This window comes from Sulfuricurvum sp. (assembly GCF_019163035.1).
In the GTDB taxonomy this organism is placed as follows: domain Bacteria; phylum Campylobacterota; class Campylobacteria; order Campylobacterales; family Sulfurimonadaceae; genus Sulfuricurvum.
The window spans coordinates 52,956-70,400 of the sequence record NZ_JAFLKV010000015.1 but is presented as its reverse complement, the minus strand read 5'-3'; the positions used below and the strand labels follow the sequence as shown (position 1 = coordinate 70,400).

Genomic DNA, 17,445 nt, shown 5'->3' with positions numbered 1-17,445 from the left:
GTGTTAACACGCTAAGAAACTGGGAACAATCACGCCGTAAACCGGAGGGTCCGGCACGTGTGCTTTTGGGGATCGCCGCTACACATCCGGAAGTGTTTGCCCATTAAGCGTTTAGTGCATTTAATGGGGAAGCGAGAAATACATGAATATTTATATTGATGAAGCAGGTGTTTTTGTCAAACCTACAGAAAACAAATGTGCAGTCTCAGTAGTTGGAGCATTGATTTTACCTGAAAACAAAACTAGCATTATTTTCTCAAAATTTGAAGCTTTGAAAAGTAAATGGGGCTTGAACGATACAGAAGTAAAAGGAAGTCAACTTAATGAATCTCAAGTAGCTAGTGTCATTGAAATACTTCAAAAATACAATGTTATGTTTGAAATTGTTGCTATTGATATGAATATTCAAATTGAAGATGATATAACTATTCATAAGTTAGAAAGAGCTCAAAAAATGATTAGTTGCATAACTGACGATTTTAATGAAACTTTGATTAAAAATTTATACAAAACAAAGGATGAGATTGAATCTCTTCCAAATCAACTATATGTGCAAGTAAGTTTAATAATTGAGCTTTTGATACAAATATTTCAAACAACAATGTTAAACTATTCACTAAAAAAACCAAAGGAATTAGAATTTTTTAAATGGATAGTTGATGCCAAAGATACAAATATAACAACTTCGGAAAAAATTTGGAAAACACTAATTTTACCATTGGCTCAATCAAGATCTTTTGATAAACCACTTTTAATGATTAAAGAAGGTGATTATAGTCATTTTTTTAAAAATAGAAAAAGTGGTGATATTCCAAATTATTTAGTTCAACATGTTGGCGATAAAGACCCAAATGACTTTTTTGAACTCAATTCAGTTTACTCTAACATAAAATTTGAAAATTCAAAAAATAATCTTGGAGTACAACTGGCAGATATTTTAACAACCTCAATTCGTAGAAGCATGAATGGTAATTTACAGAAAAATGCTTGGAAATACTTTAGAAATATTATTGTTATGGGTAAAAAGCAATCAATTACGCTGATAAATATGAGTAACAATACTAACTTTGAAAACTATGAACTTGATCCTCCATATTTTGAAGTTATAAAATATTTAGATAAAACTTCTAAGACAATCTTTGGTGGCAAAAAATAGAAGCAAGTGCACAGGTTGCTTGTCTCTTGAAAACTGGATTCCCGATCAGTCGGGAATGACGAAATACCCTACTCCGATTACTTTTAATCCCTAATCAGCTAAAATTGCATCAAATCTATTTCAGGGCTTGATATAAACTATGTTTAAATCGATATTCTCCAACTCTTTTGGTATTCTCATCTCCCGTATTACGGGACTAGGACGTGACATTTTGATGACGTCCGTGTTGGGTGCGAATATGTGGAGCGATATCTTTTTAATGGCGTTTAAATTCCCGAATCTCTTTCGCCGTATCTTCGCGGAGGGTTCGTTTACCCAAAGCTTTATGCCCTCATATATCGCTTCACGTCAGAAAAGTGTCTTTGCCGTCGCCATCTTTGTCCGTTTTATGACAATTATTATCGGCTTTTCACTCATTGTCACCCTCTTTCCTGCATTTTTTACCAAAATGTTGGCGTGGGATTGGAATGCCGATCTAATCGCTAAAACCGCACCGCTGACGACCATCAATTTTTGGTATTTGGATCTCATCTTTATCGTTACCTTTTTAGGGACACTTTTACAACATAAAGAGCATTTTTTTACCACCGCTTTTTCCACCGTATGGCTCAATATCGCCATGATCGTCACCCTCATGCTCTTCGCCCACAGCGACCCAAAAACGATTGTGTATGCGCTCAGTTTTTCGATTCTCGTCGGGGGATTGTTGCAAGTCATCACCCATCTGTATGCGATGCGTCAGCAAGGGTTGATGAAACTCCTCGTAGGGGGATGGAAATACCGTAAAACCAAAGATGTCAAAGAAGAGGAATCGAAATTCAAATCGCTCTTTATCCCCTCGGTGGTCGGGAACTCTACGGCGCAAATCGCCTCGTTTATCGATACTTCTCTTGCCTCGTTTTTGGCGGCGGGATCGGTGTCGTATCTCTTTTACGCCAACCGTATTTTTCAGCTCCCTTTCGCGATCATCGCCCTCGCCATCACCACGGCACTGTTTCCCAAAATCGCCAAAGCGATCAATAACGGCAATAATGATCTCGCATTCGAGAACCTCCACAAATCGTTTTGGCTTCTCAACGCTCTGCTAGGTCTCTCCGTTTTAGGGGGGATTTTGCTTGCGGAACCGATCATTTGGCTGTTATTTGAGCGGGGGGCGTTTGATATCGAAGATACTCTCAATACCTCCCGTGTGCTCCAAATGTACATGGTGGGGCTCATCCCTTTTGGGTTGGCAAAACTCTTTTCGATGTACCTCTACGCCCAGCACAAACATCTCAAAGCGGCTAAAATAGCCGTTATCTCCCTCGTTATCAATCTGATTTTCTCGATCATTTTGATGCAAAGCATGGGGGCGGCAGGTTTGGCATTGGCAGGGAGTATCGGAGGGGCGGTGCAGTTTATCCTCACCATCCAAGCGGTGGGATGGACTATCTTTTTTAATCTCCTAAAAACCCGTTTCAGCCTCTATTTTATCCTCGGGATTCTCGGATTTAGCGCGGCATTTTATACTTTAAATCAATTTTTGATACACTTGATACGATAATTTAGCAGGAAACCCATGACTATATACGACAGCGTCCAAAAAACCAAACTACCATTTACTCCGCTCCAAGAGGGAAAAGTATCCCTCTACGTCTGCGGCCCGACCGTCTATGACGATGCCCATTTGGGACACGCTAAAAGCGCGTTGGTGTTCGATCTGCTCCGCCGTGTTTTGGAAGCGGAGGGGTATGATGTCCTCTTCGCCCGTAACATCACCGATATCGACGATAAAATCATCAACAAAGCACGTGAGTTAGGGATCAGTACGAGCGAAATCGCACAGCGCTACACGGCGGCGTATCATCGTGACATGGAGGCCATCGGAGTCCGTAAGCCGACCTTAGAGCCCAAAGCGACCGAATCGATCGATGCGATGAGCGAGATGATCCAACGCCTCCTCGACAACAAACACGCCTATACCATCAGTAACGGCGATATCTATTTCGACACCGCAAGCGACAAAAACTATCTCTCTCTCAGCAACCGCCAAAGTAACGAAAACGTCAGCCGTGTCGAGAGAGTCTCCGAAAAACGCAACGAAGCCGATTTTGCCCTCTGGAAAGCGGTACATGATGAGGGGGTCGCGTTTGATTCTCCGTTTGGGCGCGGTCGTCCGGGATGGCATTTGGAGTGTTCAGCGATGATCGAGCGCTACGTGAGCCCTCATATCGGCGACTATGCCATCGATATCCACGGCGGCGGAGCGGATTTGCTCTTTCCCCACCACGAAAACGAAGCGGCGCAAACCCGATGCGCGACTAACCATGAGTTAGCACGCTATTGGATGCACAACGGTTTTGTCACGATTGACGGTGAGAAGATGTCGAAGAGTCTGGGGAACAGTTTTTTCCTCAAAGACGCCCTCAAAAGCTATGACGGAGAGGTGCTCCGATTTTATCTCCTCAGCACCCATTATCGGGGAGACTTTAACTTTAATGAAGAGGATTTGATCGCCTCAAAAAAACGGCTCGATAAACTCTATCGCCTCAAAAAACGACTCTTTGGACTTACTGCCGAGATTATCGATACTGAATTCAAAAAGAGTCTTCTGGAAACGTTAGGAGATGATCTAAACGTCTCTCGCGCTTATGCTCTGATCGATGAGCTTATCGCTGGTGCGAATGAAATACTCGATACCAATCCAAAAGATAAAGCATACCGCCAAACGCTCTTCTCCTCTCTCTCAACCATTGAAACAGTGTTAGGATTCGGTGCCCAAAATCCGTTCACCTATTTCCAGTTCGGGTTGGATGAAGTGACCAAAGCAAAAATCGAGGATTTGGTGGAAAAACGCTCTGAAGCGAAACGTGCCAAAGATTTCGCCGCTTCGGATGCATTCCGTGATGAGTTAACTGTGATGGGGATTGCGATTATGGATACTGCAAACGGAACTTTTTGGGAGATACGAGATTGAAAATTAGTGAAATTTATAAACGATACTGGTTTTATGTAAAAGGGTATAAATTTCATTATGCAATGGTACTTTTAGGGATACTCCTCACGGTAACCGCAACGGCCGGAACGGCTCATATTATGCAGCCATTAATGGATAATATGTTTATTAAAAAAGAGCCCGAAATGCTCTATATAATACCGCTACTGCTAATCGGTATCTATGTTCTCAAATCGGTTGGTCGTTACATCCAAGCTGTTTTTACCTCTTATATCGGAATGCATATCGTTTCACGTCTCCGTGAAGATTTACTCGCGCACATGGTTCACATGGATATGCAGTTTCTTTACACCAATCGAAGCGGAGAGCTTATTTCCCGAATTACCAACGACATATCACGAGTTCAATACTTTGTCTCACGCATGCTCCCTGAACTCATACAAGAGAGTTTTACCGTTATCGCCCTTGTCGGTTATGTGATCTATCTCAATGCCTCATTAGCTTTTTGGGCACTATTTGTAATGCCGGTCGTTATCTTACCCCTTATTCAAATTACCCGCCGGCTAAAACGTCTTTCGCATCGTTCCCAAGAGAAAAATGCCGATCTAATGACCCGTTTGACCGAAATATTCAACAACAGTGAAATTATCAAAGCCAATGCAACCGAAGCGTATGAGATAAAACGCTATAAAGATGAAAATGAACACTTTTTTAAACTCAATATGAAAGCGACTTATAGCAGTGAGTTAGTGTCACCGTTGATGGAAATGATTGCCTCTATCGGACTTGCCGCAGTTATTTTTATCGGCGGTAGGGCTGTTTATTCGAGCGAAATGAGTGTGGGAGAATTTACTGCATTTCTAACTGCAGTAGGATTGGTATTTCAACCTCTTCGACGGGTCAGTGCGATCTACAGTAAAATCCAAGATGCTCAAGCCGCAAGCGAGCGTGTATTTCACATTTTAGATCTGGAAAATGAAATCAAAGAAGGGTCACTCACACTGGATGAGCCGATCAGCCATCTCCGATTTGAGAACGTTAGCCTCGATTTTGGTGAAAAAACGGCACTTTCACATATCGATCTTACGATCGACAAAGGGGAAATAGTCGCCCTCGTCGGGCAAAGTGGCGGTGGGAAAAGCTCTCTTATCAACCTCTTACTACGATTCTATGATCCCACCGAAGGGACGATTTCACTCAATCATCAAAACCTAAAATCGTACACCCAAAATTCGCTCCGCAACCAGATCGCCGCCGTATCACAGCGGGTCTATATCTTCCAAGACACCTTAGCGGGGAATGTCGCGTATGGGTCAGATATCGATGAAGAGCGGGTTAAAATGGCTCTTCAAAAAGCGGATGCTCTTGAATTTGCTTCCGCGCTCCCTGAGGGAATTCATACTGTGATGCAAGAGTTCGGTGCCAACCTCTCTGGCGGTCAGCGCCAACGTATCGCCATCGCCCGTGCCATCTACAAACACGCCTCGCTTTTGATTTTGGATGAAGCGACCAGCGCACTGGATAATGAAAGTGAAAAACGGATCCAAGCGGCATTACATGAGTATGCCCAAGACAAAATCACCCTCATTATCGCCCACCGTCTCAGTACGATCACCCATGCCGATACGATTTTGTATTTTGAAGAAGGGCATATCATCGCTCGCGGAACCCATCAAGAACTGCTTGAAACCTCCGAAAACTATCGCCGTCTTGCGGGGAAAATGGGAGAATAATCCCCTATTAATCCTTTTTTGAGTATAATCGCGTCAATTTTAACTCTTCAAGAGGCGGATGGCATGTTTGATTACGAATCTCTAAAACCTTGGCTTTTTAAACTTCAGCCCGAAAATGCGCATACCCTTGCCGCTGCGCTATTAAACGGTGCAAGCTTTTGTCCTCCCCTCGCCAATGGTTGGATGGCGAAACATTTCGTAAGCCACCCTTCCCTCTCCCAAGAGTTGTTCGGACGAACATTTCTCAATCCGGTCGGTCTTGCGGCAGGATTTGATAAAAATGCGACGATGTTTCACGGTGTAATGGCAATGGGGTTCGGGTTCAGTGAGATCGGTACCCTCACCCCGAAACCTCAAGAGGGAAATCCCCGTCCCCGCTTGTGGAGACATATCGAAGAAGAATCCCTCCAAAATGCGATGGGATTCAATAATGACGGGCTTTTCCGTATCTCTCACCGTCTCAAAAATATTTACCCGTTCAGTACCCCAATCGGTGTCAATATCGGAAAAAACAAAATCACCCCCGAAGATAGAGCGATCAAAGATTATACGACTCTCATCAAAGCACTCCATGAGTATGCCGACTACATGGTTATCAATATCTCATCCCCGAACACTCCGGGATTGCGTGATCTTCAAAATGAAGCGTTTATCAGCCAACTCTTTGCCGAAGCCAAAGCGATTACCACCAAACCGATTTTGCTCAAAATTGCCCCTGATATGTCCGAAGATCAAGCGGTAGCTCTCTGTGTCCACGCGGTTGAGAGCGGAGCGGACGGTATCATCGCAACCAATACGACGGTAGACTATTCCCTCGTCAGTGAGCCTGAAGAGATCGGAGGTCTGAGCGGTGAAGTGCTGCGCGAACGCAGTTTTTATATCTTCGATGCGATTGCCCGTGAACTGTTCGGCAAAACAACCCTTATCAGTGTCGGCGGGATTAACTCACCCGAAGAGGCATACCGCCGTATCCGTGCCGGAGCCTCACTCGTACAAATTTACACGTCGTTGATTTTCAAAGGTCCTGAAGTGGTCGAAGAGATCAACAGCGGCCTTATAGACCTTTTGGCATCGGACGGGTTTACCTCGATTACCGAAGCAATCGGCGCAGATCGGCAATGAAACTCCTCGTTGCAACTATTTTCTCTTTAGGAACCCTTATGGCATCATCACTACCTCATTATGAAACCCAGACCCTCTCCAACGGGTTGCAGGTAGTTGCGATTCCGATGGATAACGGCTCTAAAGTTATCTCCACCGATATTTTTTATCAAGTGGGGAGCCGCAACGAGGTTATGGGAAAAAGCGGTATCGCTCATATGTTGGAGCACATGAATTTCAAATCGACCAAAAATCTCAAAGCGGGCGAGTTTGACGAAGAGGTAAAAAGTGTCGGAGGGATGAATAACGCTTCGACGGGATTTGACTTCACCCACTACTATATCAAATCAAGCAGTGAAAATCTCTCCAAATCACTCTCCCTCTTCTCGGAGTTGATGCAAAATCTTAACCTCAAAGACGAAGAGTTTCAGCCGGAACGCAACGTTGTCGCCGAAGAGCGCCGATGGAGAACCGATAATAATCCGATGGGTTATCTTTATTTTCGCCTTTTTAACAGCGCGTATATTTATCATCCCTACCACTGGACACCAATCGGGTTTATGAACGATATTCAGACATGGACACTGGACGATATCCGTAGTTTTCATCAAACCTACTATCAGCCGAAAAATGCGATTTTGGTCGTAACAGGTGATATTAAACCCGCGAGCGTATTTGAAGAGGCGCAAAAACAATTCGGTGCCGTAGCCAATACCCTCGAAATCCCTACGAAAAAAGTGATTGAACCCGAACAAGACGGCGCACGACGTGTCGAAGTAAACAAAGAGAGCGAAGTGGAGATGCTCGCCATCAGCTTCCCGATCCCGAACTTCCAACATCCCGATCAGCCGAAACTCTCCGCACTCAGTGAAATGCTCAGTTCCGGCAAAAGCTCTCGTCTTAACCGCATTTTGGTGGATGAAAAACGTCTCGTCAACCAAATCTACGCCTACAATATGGAAAATATCGATCCGGGCGTGTTCCTCTTTTTAGCCGTCTGCAACAACGGTGTCAAAGCCGAAGAGGTGGAAAAAGAGATTTGGGCTGTTATCCACACGCTCCAAAATACACCGATTGAAAAAGCCGAAGTGGATAAAGTTAAGATCAACACCAAAGCCGATTTCATCTACTCGTTAGAGAGTTCGACCTCCGTTGCCGAACTCTTCGGAAGTTATCTCGCTCGCGGCGATATTGCTCCGCTGATGAAGTATGAAGCCGCTATCGAAGCGCTTAACCCAGAAGAGATCCAAAACGTCGCAAAAACCTATTTGGTTCCTGAAAAATCAACCACGCTAATCCTACGAAAAGGTAAAAAATGAATCTAGTTACCGGTTCAACCACCGCCCTTATAACGCCGTTTAAAAACGGAAAATTGGATGAACAAAAATACGCTGAACTTATCCAACGACAGATCAATAACGGGATTAATGCCGTTTGTCCCGTTGGAACGACAGGAGAAAGTGCTACCTTAACGTATGATGAAGATCGTATTTGCATGGAAATTGCTGTTGCTGTCTGCAAAGGAACCTCTACCAAAGTCCTTGCAGGAGCAGGAAGCAACTCAACTGCTGAAGCGATAGAAGCAGCTCGTACTGCACAAGAATGTGGAGTTGATGCTATATTTTCCGTTGCGCCTTATTACAACAAACCCTCCCAAGAGGGGCTGTATCAACACTACAAAGCGATTGCAGAGTCTGTGCCTGAGTTGCCGTTTATGCTCTATAACGTTCCGGGACGAACGATGGTTGACATTAGTGCCGACACTGTTATCCGTCTTTTTGATGATGTGCAAAACATTTACGGGATCAAAGAGGCGACAGGGAGTATCGAGCGCACCATCGAACTCCTCTCACGCAGACCGGAACTCAAAGTGTTGTGTGGGGATGACGCTATCGATTACGCTATTTTAGCGTGCGGCGGAGCAGGTATTACTTCCGTTACCTCTAACCTCCTCCCAGATCTCAAAAGTTCCCTCGTAGCCAAAGCGCTGGATGGGGATATGAACGGGGCAAAAACGCTGAACGATCACCTTTTCCCGATCAACAAAGCCCTCTTTTTGGAATCGAACCCCGTTATGATCAAAGCGGCAATGTACCTCGCAGGGCTACTCGATACTCTCGAATACCGACTGCCCCTTGTTGCACCAAGTGCTGAGAATATGAAAAAACTCGAAGAAGTTCTAAAAAATTACACCATCGCAGGAGCATAAAGAATGTCAAATATGAAGGGTAAAACACTGGTCATCACCGGAGCTACCAAAGGGATCGGTCAGGCCATCGCCGAAAAATTTGCACAGCAGGGTGTTAATATCGCGTTCACCTACAACTCCAACGGAGAAACCGCCGCTATTTTAGCCCAAGAGTTGGAGAGCAAATACAATATCAAAGCCCGTTCGTATCCTCTCAATATTTTAGAGCCGGATGAGTTTAAACCCCTCTTTGAAGCGATTGATGCCGATTTCGACCGTATCGATTTTTTCGTCAGCAACGCGATGATCTACGGTCGTCCGGTAGTTGGCGGATACGGTAAATTTATGCGTCTGAAACCGCGCGGACTCAATAACATCTACACCGCAACCGTCAACGCGTTTGTCGTCGGAACCCAAGAAGCGGCAAAACGGATGGAAAAAGTGGGTGGTGGTGCCGTCGTCACGATGTCAAGTACCGGAAACCTAATCTATATCGAAAATTATGCGGGTCATGGAACCAATAAAGCGGCGGTTGAAGCGATGGCACGCTACGCGGCAGTCGAACTCGGTGAGATGAATATCCGTGTCAATGCCGTATCCGGTGGACCAATCGATACCGATGCACTCAAAGCGTTTACTAACTACGAAGAGGTCAAAGCCGAAACGATCAAACGCTCAGCACTCAACCGCATGGGTGAACCTGCGGATATTGCAGGAGCAGTTTATTTCCTCTGCACGGATGAAGCCAGTTGGATCACAGGTCACACTTTGGTTGTCGATGGTGGCACCACCTTCCGTTAAATTTAAACGCATCGGGAATAAAATCCCCAATGCTACGTTAACACTGAGTTCTCTTCAGCATAAGGCTCACGGCGCTTGCGCCTTTTTTTGAATCCTCTGCCAAATGAACTTAAAAAAAATCAATAATGGACTATTAGTGTTTAACATTCCCAATATCTTAGCATTTATCCGTCTTCTCATCGCTCCAGTAATGTTTTGGATTATCCTTAATCCTCAACTTTTCACTGATATGGGATGGCATGTCAGCTGGAACTATTACATCGCGACATTGCTCTTCGTCATTGCCAGTACCACCGATTTTTTTGATGGATACGTTGCCCGTGAACTTGACCAAATCACTATGGTTGGGCAGATTCTCGATCCTTTGGCAGATAAAATGCTCACCCTCGCCGCATTTTTGGGGCTGATGATGAGCGGTGCCGCCTCTGCGTGGGCAATCTATATCATCATCGTTCGAGAGCTTTTTATCACAGGACTTCGAACTCTCTCCATGTCTGAGGGAATCGATGTCAGTGCTTCAATGGCGGGAAAAGTAAAAACGGTTGCACAAATGATCGCTATCGGATTCTTACTCATGCATTGGCCGTTTGGGGATGTTTTGCTTTGGATTGCCGTTGCGTTAACGCTCTATTCGGGTGCAGAGTACCTCGTCGGTTTTGCTAAAGCGTATAAAGGAAAAATGTAATATGTCTTGGATCGTAGCCCTTCTCGTCCTCTCAGCCCTCATTTTCTTCCATGAACTCGGGCACTACAGCGCAGCTCGTTTTTTTGGTGTCTATGTTGAAGTATTCAGCATCGGTTTCGGAAAAAAACTCTTCTCCTTTCAATGGATCGGTACGCAGTGGCAAATTTCTGCCATTCCTCTGGGTGGCTATGTCAAGATGAAAGGTCAAGATGACCTTGATCCAACCAGGTCTAATGATGACAACGACAGCTATAACGCTAAAAAACCATGGCAGCGGATCATTATCCTCTTTGCTGGGCCGTTGGCTAATTTCATCCTTGCTTGGTTCTTTTTCTATGCTATCGCATTGGGTGCTCCGCAGGCTCTCTCTCCGGTTATTGGCAAAGTAGTCGAAGGCTCTCCCGCCCAGCAGTCAGGGTTAATATCAAATGATAAAATTATTGCTATCAACGGAGTGACGATCACCGAATGGGACGAGCTCTCTGAATTCATCAAGACCTCTCAGGGGACGCTGACATTAGCGGTGGATCGAAACGGTACTCACAGCCTCATCACCCTCACCCCGCGCATTAGTGAAGCAACCAACCTATTTAAAGAAAAAATCCAACAACGTATGGTAGGAATTGCCCCTGCAGGTGTCACCCATACTCTCGATCTTACCCCCATAGAGACGATCACCTACGCATCCAAGCAAACCTATGAAACCTCATTTTTAATTTTCCAAAGTGTTCAAAAACTCCTCACCGGTGTCGTCCCTGCCAAAGAAGTAGGCGGAGTCGTGAGTATCGTCCAAATCACAGCCGATGCAACAGCATATGGATGGATGTCTCTGTGTTTCTTTGCCGCTTTGATTTCGGTCAATCTCGGAGTCCTGAATCTCCTCCCTATCCCCGCACTAGATGGGGGACATATTATGTTTAATCTCTATGAGATAATCCGTCGCAAAGCTCCGAGTGAAGAGGTCATCACCCGCCTTACCATCGGAGGGTGGGTACTGTTACTCGGTCTCATGAGCTTGGGGCTCTATAACGATATTACGAGGCTAATGCAATGACAACGCTGGAGCAAAAGCGCCATTTTGATCGAATCATCGAGCGGATAGAGAAAGCCCGTTTACGTGTAAATAATCATCACATCGTTAAAATTGTTGCGGCGAGTAAATACGTTGATGCGGAAGCGATCCGTAGCCTTTATGCCATCGGACAGCGTGCATTCGGTGAAAATAAAATTCAAGACCTCGTAGCCAAAAGTGAGACATTAGAGAATTTACCGATTGAATGGCATTTCATCGGAACGTTGCAAAAAAACAAGATCAATCAGCTTTTAAGTATCCGCCCTCACCTGCTCCATTCCATCGATTCATTAGAACTCGCCCATGCCGTTAATGAGCGCTTGGAACGAGAAAATATGAGCTTAAAAGCTTTGGTTCAAATCAACTCTGCGTATGAAGCATCCAAAAGCGGTTTTTATCCTGAAGAAGCTAGCGATAAATATACACAAATTATAGAGGAGTGCCCACGGCTCCAACTACAAGGAGTAATGTCTATCGGAGCCCATGTCGAAGATCATGACATTATCCAGAAAAGCTTCGAAACTACCCGCCGAATTTTTGATACACTCCCTCAAGCAAGTATTTGTTCCATGGGAATGAGCAGTGATTTTGAACTTGCTATCGAATGTGGCTCAAATATGGTTCGCTTAGGATCTATTTTATTTCCAAAATAGTTATGTTATTAATTATTTACAATTGTTTCATTACAAATTCTTTTTACCTGTGATATAATCTTAACGAATTATACAAAGAGGGAAATAGTGAATAAGACGAAACAACGCGCGACTCTTTATTCCCTTGTACTCATTGCACTTCTCATTACAATTTTTATCGTTACAATCATCCAAGATAAAAAGCATGTTTTAGAGGAAAAAACCTCTGCCCATCGTGCACTTCTTCGTAATTCATTTGATTTAGCTATGCTCGATACCCAAAAAGGGCTTAGCGAACTTGCCTGTAAAATTGCCGGTAATCGCGAAATTGTCGATGCATTTGCCGCAGGGGATCGCGAAAAGCTCTATCAACTCACCCTCCCATTATTTACAGAAGCAAAAGTTAGAGGCGATGTAGATATGAGCGGCTTTATCGGTGCAAACGGTGTACACTTTCTACGCCTACAAGAGCCAAAAAAATTTGGCGATAACATTCTCAAAAAACGACCTGTTTTAGCCTACGCAATTAATAACCAAAAAAGTGTTACCACCTTGGATGTTACCATTTATGATGTTTCTGTTGTAACAATTCTCCCGATATTTAAAAATGGTACCTTTATCGGTATTATCCAAACCGTCGCTAAAATTGATCGTGTCCAAAAGAGACTAGATGCCCATTCAGGGATCAAAAGTGCTATCGCTTTTGATACAAAAAAACTCAAAAGTTTATTGCCAAATTCTAAAAATGTTAGCTATGAGAATTACTCTATCGTCTCTTCAAATGATCCCTTATTTGAGAAATTACCAAGTACATTTACCTTTAGCGATAGTAATCCTTATACGGTAGGTTCGGCCGATTATGTTATTGCTTCTCGCTCGCTCACCAATTATGCCAATGACACCATTGCCATGATGACATGTGCTTTTGATATTACCCAAGATGTCAATGAATACCATTCAGAAATACGTAATCTACTCATAATCAGTTTATTTCTCCTTTCGATTGTTGCTGTTGTTCTTCATTATGGGTTTCGAGTCCTTCTGCGACGAATCGATCGTGATACTCAAATTACACGGGAACTTAACAAAAAGCTTGAACATCAACTCTATACGGATCACCTCACTACTCTTCCAAATCGCAATGCATTGATTCGAGACATTGATTCCAATAAACGCTTTTATGCCCTTATTCTCTTAAATATCGATAATTTTAAAGAGATCAATGACTTCTATGGGCATGCAATTGGAGATGAAACTATCTTAGCCCTTGCACAATCAATCAAAGAAGCAATCTCAGGTCTCCCAATGAAACTCCATAAAATGCCATCAGATGAGTATGCCATTACGCTTTATGAAGCAATGAATTCTACTCAGCTCGAAGCGGCACGGCTATCAATTCTTCATCACCTCCAATCTCAATATTATAATCTTCACGGTGCAAGTATATATATTACATTAACCATGGGGATGGATATCTCATTACGAGGTAAAAATAAATCGATCGATCTCCTCGCCAATGCTGACATGGCACTCAAAACAGCAAAAAAACGGCACCTGAGTTATCAACTTTATGATGAGACCATGCAGATTAAACAAGAGTATCAACACAATATTTTATGGAATAAAAAACTCAAAGAAGCTATTGAAGATAAAAATTTCTGTCTCTATTACCAACCGATCTATGATACAAAAACTGGAGAAGTTGAGGAGTATGAAGCACTTATACGTATGATTGACACAAATGGAACAATCGTATCTCCAGGCTATTTTCTCCCTGCTGCACGGCAATCACGTCTCTATCCACTTCTGTCTCAATTCGTTATCGAAGAAGTTTTTAAAATGTTAGAGACGACACCTCACGTATATTCTATTAACCTTTCGGTAGACGATATTATCGATAAACCGACCAAAGAGTTTCTTATTCAAAAACTCAGTTCATCAAAATACGCACATCGACTTATTTTTGAACTTTTAGAGAGTGAGGGGATAGAAAACTACCAAGAAGTCTCTGCATTTATCAGTGAAGTAAAACAGTTTGGATCCCGTATTGCCATCGATGATTTTGGTACAGGTTATTCAAACTTTGCCCATATTCTCCGACTCGATGTCGATATTCTCAAAATTGACGGTTCATTGATCCGCAATATTGATACCGATACCAATGCCCAAACGATTATGATTGCCGTCGTAGAATTTTCAAAACATTTGGGGCTTAAAACCATAGCTGAATTTGTCCATTCAGAAGCGGTTTATAATAAATGTAAAGAGCTTGGAGTTAATTATCTCCAAGGGTATTATCTCAGCGAGCCAAAGCCTTTCTAAGATAGAAGGCTAAAACGAAACCCTTTACGATCTCCCTCACACAAAGAGATCTCTCCGCCGTGAGACTCAACAATATTTTTGGATAATACCAGTCCTAACCCATTTCCCCGCTCTTTCGTGCTTTTAAACGCTTCAAAAAGCCATTTTTTATTCTCGATGGCGATACCACTGTCATATATTTCAAAGGTGTGATGTGAGCCTTCATCAAAATGGAGTATTTCGATTTTCCCCGCCTCCTCTTCATCCAGTTCAATCGCATCAATAGCGTTAAAAACAAAATTGGTAAAGAGCATGGTGAGTAGATCCAAATCGCCGAAAAGCTCAAAATCTTCTTCGGGAAAGCTAAATTCGATTGATTTACCATAACTGTAATAGCCGATGGCACTCATAAGCGCTTCACGGATTTGGAACCAACGCAACGCATTCTTCTGAGCGCTTACCCCTTTAGAAAACATTAATGTTGCTTTGATAATCCGCTCTATCCGATAGAGCGATTTTTGAATCTCAGTGACAATCGGTTTATTTTCCTCTTTGACCCGCTTCATCAAAGTCGATGCGAGCAGTGCGATAGAGCCGATAGGGTTACGGATTTCATGGCTGAGATGTGCTGCCATCTGCCCCATCGTTGCGAGATTCTCTTTACGCTTTTGTTCGGTGATATCGGTCGCACTTAAGAGCCGTTTTTCATTATGATGGGCTGATTTGATGAGATAGGAGCGCTCTTTAAAGGTCATCTCGTAATCTTCATCCTCCAAATGAAGGGTATCAAAAAGTTTTCCCAAACGTTTGGCTTGAGAGTTTTGGAGAAAAATAGAGCCATCCGTTTCTACTATCCAAATGGCATTGGGGAGAAACTCGATAACCTGTTCAATTGTGCTTTGAAGATGGTTATACGACTGACGGAGGGAAACATACTCCTCTTCGACCTTGTAGGTTTGATCGATGAGGGCTTTAAGCTCTTCCGGGGAAATTTGACTCACGCTATTCCTTGACGGGGTCAAAAATCCCCCAAATGAACTAATATTCGATACAGACCGTAAGCATCTTCCGTACCGCATACCTCGCGAATCGAGTGCATTGCCAATTGCGGAATCCCGACATCGATCGTCTCAACCCCCAATCGTGTAGAGGTAATCGGACCGATGGTCGATCCGCATCCCATATCGCTTCGAGTGATAAATGTCTGTGTCGGAACATGAAGCGCTCGTGCGCACTGAACAAATCGTCCTTGCGTCCGTGAATTAGTCGCATAGCGGTGATTCGAGTTAATCTTGATCGCCACCCCGCCATTGAGAAGCGGCGCGTGCTCAGACTCATGTTTGCTCGGAAAGTTCGGATGCTGCGCGTGAGCATTGTCACATGACACCATGATGGAATGACGCATCACCTTCTCATACTCATCTCCCGCGATCCGTCGCAACGTCTCCTCCACAAACGTCCCCCCTGCCCCGATATGAGACTCACTTCCCACCTCTTCGTGATCCATAAACGCACACATCATCGGATAGGAGGTCTCTAGCAGTGCCTGAAGCCCTATATAACAGCTGAGGAGATTATCCAACCGCGCCGAAGCGATCAGATCGCTATTGATCCCGATAAAAGAGCCTTTTTGCGTGTCGTAAAAACTGAGCTCATGGGCTAAAAGGGTCAGGTTCTCCGTATCTTCTTGGATATGAGAGAGGACAAAGGTCTCAAAATCGACCTCCCCCGTCGCGATGATAGGGACAATATCGCTCTGAGCATTGATAGAGCGGGAGCTATTCGCATCGCGATCGAGATGAATGGCGAGCGAGGGAATAATAGCGATGGGACGGTTGATATTGATGAGGGCTTCACGACGCACTTCCCCCTCCAGATAGACAACCCGACCCGCCAGCGATAAATCGCGATCAAACCACGGATTCAGCAACACTCCGCCGTAAGGCTCAACACCGAAACGCTTTACCCCTGCGGAGGTGGTCAGAGGATTAGGTTTGAGGCGCAGATGTGGCGAATCGGTATGAGCACCTACAATCGTGTACCCTTTTTCAGCGCATGACGGGTACGTAAAAGCAATAATCGAGGAGTCGTTACGGGTGACATAATAATCATGCCCCTCTTCAAGGCTCCACTCCTGATCTTCTTCCAAACAGGTAAATCCACGACACTCCAATGTTTTTACCATCCACTCCACCGCATGAAACGGGGTTGGAGAAGCATCGATAAAATTAATCAGTTCTTCGTTAAATTCGCGCATTAACCTTTGTCCTTTAATTCAAAAAATAACCTCTTATCATTTTCCCGACGTCAGGAAAATGGTCTGACTTTTCAAATATAATCTTATTTATAAATATCGCCTCTACTATCAGCTTTATAAACATACACTAAAATCTCATCTTCGATAATCGTATACAAAAATCGATATTTACCAACACGCAAACGAAAATGTCCTTTTTTATTGACCATTGATTTTGTATCTACAGCATTAGAAAAAGGATCATTACAAAGTTCTTCGAATACTTCTAAAACTCTATTGCGTAGTTTCGGTACTGCTTTTTCAAGAAATTTATCAACATCTTTGGAGGTTTCGAGACGATACATTTAAAGATACTTTCGTTTTAATTCATCAAAACCGATAGTTTGACCCTTATTCTTTTCATCCATTGCTTTATTAAATGCTATTTCATCATCTTTCGTAAACGTTGTATCATCGTCTTCGTATATTCTAACAGCGCTTGAGGGCAACAATTTTAAAAAAGCGAACAATGCGTCTTTTAGTTCATTTTGTATTTCCAAGTGTACTGTTTGCATAGTAACTCCTTTTTACATCGTATTGTTATT

General features: G+C 43.6%; 16 protein-coding genes. 12 read left to right on the top strand and 4 right to left on the bottom strand.

Annotation, left to right across the window (positions count from 1 at the left end; all coding sequences use genetic code 11):
- Positions 1 to 142: 142 nt before the first annotated feature.
- The 12 genes from JZU62_RS01590 to JZU62_RS01535 all read left to right on the top strand — a co-directional run bounded on the left by JZU62_RS01590 (position 143) and on the right by JZU62_RS01535 (position 14,625).
- The gene (locus tag JZU62_RS01590) at positions 143 to 1,156 is read left to right on the top strand and encodes a DUF3800 domain-containing protein (protein WP_295011248.1); all 1,014 of its coding nucleotides are present in this window, start codon (positions 143 to 145) and stop codon (positions 1,154 to 1,156) included.
- Positions 1,157 to 1,295: 139 nt separating this feature from the next.
- A complete protein-coding gene (murJ, locus tag JZU62_RS01585; protein ID WP_295011246.1) occupies positions 1,296 to 2,699 on the top strand; it encodes a murein biosynthesis integral membrane protein MurJ in 1,404 nt (467 codons plus the stop codon).
- A 15-nt stretch (positions 2,700 to 2,714) separates the two neighbouring features.
- Positions 2,715 to 4,112 (top strand): cysteine--tRNA ligase, encoded by a 1,398-nt coding sequence (cysS, locus tag JZU62_RS01580; RefSeq protein ID WP_295011244.1) that lies wholly within the window; start codon positions 2,715 to 2,717, stop codon positions 4,110 to 4,112.
- On the top strand, positions 4,109 to 5,824 hold the full coding sequence (locus JZU62_RS01575) for an ABC transporter transmembrane domain-containing protein (protein WP_295011242.1): 1,716 nt from the start codon (positions 4,109 to 4,111) through the stop codon (positions 5,822 to 5,824). Before cysS ends, JZU62_RS01575 begins: the two co-directional genes overlap by 4 nt.
- A 63-nt stretch (positions 5,825 to 5,887) precedes the next feature.
- Positions 5,888 to 6,946, top strand: coding sequence for a quinone-dependent dihydroorotate dehydrogenase (locus JZU62_RS01570; RefSeq protein WP_295011240.1), 1,059 nt, complete (start codon positions 5,888 to 5,890; stop codon positions 6,944 to 6,946).
- Positions 6,947 to 6,984: 38 nt separating this feature from the next.
- On the top strand, positions 6,985 to 8,244 hold the full coding sequence (locus JZU62_RS01565; protein ID WP_295011238.1) for a pitrilysin family protein: 1,260 nt from the start codon (positions 6,985 to 6,987) through the stop codon (positions 8,242 to 8,244).
- A complete protein-coding gene (gene dapA, locus JZU62_RS01560; protein WP_295011236.1) occupies positions 8,241 to 9,134 on the top strand; it encodes a 4-hydroxy-tetrahydrodipicolinate synthase in 894 nt (297 codons plus the stop codon). The genes JZU62_RS01565 and dapA overlap by 4 nt, the downstream gene beginning before the upstream one ends.
- Before the next feature lie 3 nt (positions 9,135 to 9,137).
- Positions 9,138 to 9,914 carry an enoyl-ACP reductase gene (locus JZU62_RS01555; protein WP_295011234.1) on the top strand — a complete coding sequence of 259 codons (777 nt, stop codon included), beginning with the start codon at positions 9,138 to 9,140 and terminating at the stop codon, positions 9,912 to 9,914.
- A 136-nt stretch (positions 9,915 to 10,050) separates the two neighbouring features.
- Positions 10,051 to 10,599 carry a CDP-diacylglycerol--glycerol-3-phosphate 3-phosphatidyltransferase gene (pgsA, locus tag JZU62_RS01550; protein WP_295011232.1) on the top strand — a complete coding sequence of 183 codons (549 nt, stop codon included), beginning with the start codon at positions 10,051 to 10,053 and terminating at the stop codon, positions 10,597 to 10,599.
- A gap of 1 nt (position 10,600) precedes the next feature.
- On the top strand, positions 10,601 to 11,653 hold the full coding sequence (gene rseP / locus JZU62_RS01545) for an RIP metalloprotease RseP (RefSeq protein ID WP_295011230.1): 1,053 nt from the start codon (positions 10,601 to 10,603) through the stop codon (positions 11,651 to 11,653).
- Positions 11,650 to 12,324, top strand: a complete 675-nt coding sequence (locus JZU62_RS01540; RefSeq protein ID WP_295011228.1) for a YggS family pyridoxal phosphate-dependent enzyme — start codon at positions 11,650 to 11,652, stop codon at positions 12,322 to 12,324. Before rseP ends, JZU62_RS01540 begins: the two co-directional genes overlap by 4 nt.
- A gap of 87 nt (positions 12,325 to 12,411) precedes the next feature.
- Positions 12,412 to 14,625 (top strand): EAL domain-containing protein, encoded by a 2,214-nt coding sequence (locus JZU62_RS01535; RefSeq protein ID WP_295011226.1) that lies wholly within the window; start codon positions 12,412 to 12,414, stop codon positions 14,623 to 14,625.
- Here JZU62_RS01535 and JZU62_RS01530 read toward each other — a convergent pair.
- The 4 genes from JZU62_RS01530 to JZU62_RS01515 all read right to left on the bottom strand — a co-directional run bounded on the left by JZU62_RS01530 (position 14,622) and on the right by JZU62_RS01515 (position 17,415).
- Positions 14,622 to 15,605, bottom strand: a complete 984-nt coding sequence (locus JZU62_RS01530; RefSeq protein ID WP_295011224.1) for a HAMP domain-containing sensor histidine kinase — start codon at positions 15,603 to 15,605, stop codon at positions 14,622 to 14,624. The genes JZU62_RS01535 and JZU62_RS01530 overlap by 4 nt on opposite strands.
- Positions 15,606 to 15,622: 17 nt before the next feature.
- On the bottom strand, positions 15,623 to 16,861 hold the full coding sequence (locus JZU62_RS01525; protein ID WP_295011223.1) for a M18 family aminopeptidase: 1,239 nt from the start codon (positions 16,859 to 16,861) through the stop codon (positions 15,623 to 15,625).
- An 83-nt stretch (positions 16,862 to 16,944) separates the two neighbouring features.
- A complete protein-coding gene (locus JZU62_RS01520; RefSeq protein WP_295011221.1) occupies positions 16,945 to 17,205 on the bottom strand; it encodes a type II toxin-antitoxin system RelE/ParE family toxin in 261 nt (86 codons plus the stop codon).
- A complete protein-coding gene (locus tag JZU62_RS01515; protein ID WP_295011219.1) occupies positions 17,206 to 17,415 on the bottom strand; it encodes a hypothetical protein in 210 nt (69 codons plus the stop codon).
- Positions 17,416 to 17,445: the final 30 nt, after the last annotated feature.